This window comes from Paenibacillus sp. E194, assembly GCF_000935845.1.
Classification (GTDB): domain Bacteria; phylum Bacillota; class Bacilli; order Paenibacillales; family Paenibacillaceae; genus Paenibacillus_B; species Paenibacillus_B alvei_B.
Genome location: NZ_JMDX01000423.1, coordinates 1 through 2,579, shown reverse-complemented (window position 1 = coordinate 2,579; position 2,579 = coordinate 1). Strand labels below are relative to the sequence as shown.

Genomic DNA, 2,579 nt, shown 5'->3' with positions numbered 1-2,579 from the left:
AGGATAAGCCCTCGACCGATTAGTATTGGTCAGCTCCACACATTGCTGTGCTTCCACCTCCAACCTATCTACCTCGTCGTCTTCAAGGGGTCTTACTAATTGGGAAATCTCATCTTGAGGGGGGCTTCACGCTTAGATGCTTTCAGCGCTTATCCCTTCCGCACATAGCTACCCAGCTATGCTCCTGGCGGAACAACTGGTACACCAGCGGTGCGTCCATCCCGGTCCTCTCGTACTAAGGACAGCTCCTCTCAAATTTCCTACGCCCGCGACAGATAGGGACCGAACTGTCTCACGACGTTCTGAACCCAGCTCGCGTACCGCTTTAATGGGCGAACAGCCCAACCCTTGGGACCTACTTCAGCCCCAGGATGCGATGAGCCGACATCGAGGTGCCAAACCTCCCCGTCGATGTGGACTCTTGGGGGAGATAAGCCTGTTATCCCCAGGGTAGCTTTTATCCGTTGAGCGATGGCCCTTCCATGCGGAACCACCGGATCACTAAGCCCGACTTTCGTCCCTGCTCGACTTGTAGGTCTCGCAGTCAAGCTCCCTTATGCCTTTGCACTCTTCGAATGATTTCCAACCATTCTGAGGGAACCTTGGGGCGCCTCCGTTACTCTTTAGGAGGCGACCGCCCCAGTCAAACTACCCACCTGACACTGTCCCCGAACCGGATCACGGTCCTAGGTTAGAACTCCGATACGAACAGGGTGGTATCCCAACGGCGCCTCCACCTAAGCTGGCGCTCAGGCTTCTCAGGCTCCCACCTATCCTGTACAGTCCGTACCAAAGTCCAATATCAAGCTGTAGTAAAGCTCCATGGGGTCTTTCCGTCTTGTCGCGGGTAACCTGCATCTTCACAGGTATTAAAATTTCACCGGATCTCTCGTTGAGACAGCGCCCAAGTCGTTACGCCATTCGTGCGGGTCAGAATTTACCTGACAAGGAATTTCGCTACCTTAGGACCGTTATAGTTACGGCCGCCGTTTACTGGGGCTTCGGTTCATAGCTTCGCCTTGCGGCTAACCACTCCCCTTAACCTTCCAGCACCGGGCAGGCGTCAGCCCGTATACTTCGCCTTGCGGCTTCGCACAGACCTGTGTTTTTGCTAAACAGTCGCTTGGGCCTTTTCACTGCGGCCCCCTCGGGCTATTCACCCTACCGAGGCACCCCTTCTCCCGAAGTTACGGGGTCATTTTGCCGAGTTCCTTAACGAGAGTTCTTCCGCGCGCCTTAGAATTCTCTTCCCACCTACCTGTGTCGGTTTGCGGTACGGGCAGCTTCACCTGGCTAGAGGCTTTTCTTGGCAGCATGAAATCAAGACCTTCGGTACTGTAATTTTCCCTCCCCATCACAGCCCAGCCTTAATGATGTGCGGATTTGCCTACACATCGGCCTCACTGCTTGGACGAGCATCCATCAGCTCGCGTCCCTATCCTTCTGCGTCCCCCCATTGCTCATAACGGTTACGCTGGTACAGGAATTTCAACCTGTTGTCCTTCGACTACGCCTTTCGGCCTCGCCTTAGGTCCCGACTTACCCTGAGTGGACGAGCCTTCCTCAGGAACCCTTAGGTTTTCGGCGGACATGATTCTCACATGTCTTTTCGTTACTCATACCGGCATTCTCACTTGTGTACAGTCCAGCAGTCCTCTCGGTCTACCTTCAACCCGGTACACAACGCTCCCCTACCACTGATACATACGTATCAATCCATAGCTTCGGCAGTATGTTTAGCCCCGTTACATTTTCGGCGCAGAGTCACTCGACCAGTGAGCTATTACGCACTCTTTAAATGGTGGCTGCTTCTAAGCCAACATCCTGGTTGTCTGGGCAACTCCACATCCTTTCCCACTTAACATACATTTAGGGGCCTTAGCTGATGGTCTGGGCTGTTTCCCTCTTGACAATGGACCTTAGCACCCACTGTCTGACTCCCGGATATAAGTACATGGCATTCGGAGTTTGACTGAACTTGGTAACCCTTGGCGGGCCCCGCATCCAATCAGTGCTCTACCTCCATGACTCTTTACTCCGAGGCTAGCCCTAAAGCTATTTCGGGGAGAACCAGCTATCTCCGAGTTCGATTGGAATTTCTCCGCTACCCCCACCTCATCCCCGCACTTTTCAACGTGCGTGGGTTCGGGCCTCCAGTGCGTGTTACCGCACCTTCACCCTGGACAGGGGTAGATCACACGGTTTCGGGTCTACGCCTACGTACTTATTCGCCCTATTCAGACTCGCTTTCGCTTCGGCTCCAGCTCTTCACCTTAACCTTGCACGCAAACGTAACTCGCCGGTTCATTCTACAAAAGGCACGCCATCACCCATTAATAGGGCTCTGACTTCTTGTAAGCACACGGTTTCAGGTTCTATTTCACTCCCCTTCCGGGGTGCTTTTCACCTTTCCCTCACGGTACTGCTTCACTATCGGTCACCAGGGAGTATTTAGCCTTAGCAGATGGTCCTGCCAGATTCCCACGGGGTTTCACGTGTCCCGCGGTACTCGGGATCCGTCTCGGAGGGCATTTACTTTCGAATACAGGGCTGTTACCTTCTATGGCGGGCCTTTCCAG

The 2,579-nt window shown here is 53.8% G+C and carries 1 rRNA gene; it reads right to left on the bottom strand.

Annotation, left to right across the window (positions count from 1 at the left end):
* Positions 1 to 2,579 (bottom strand): 23S ribosomal RNA (locus AZ66_RS28430); the annotation flags it as partial.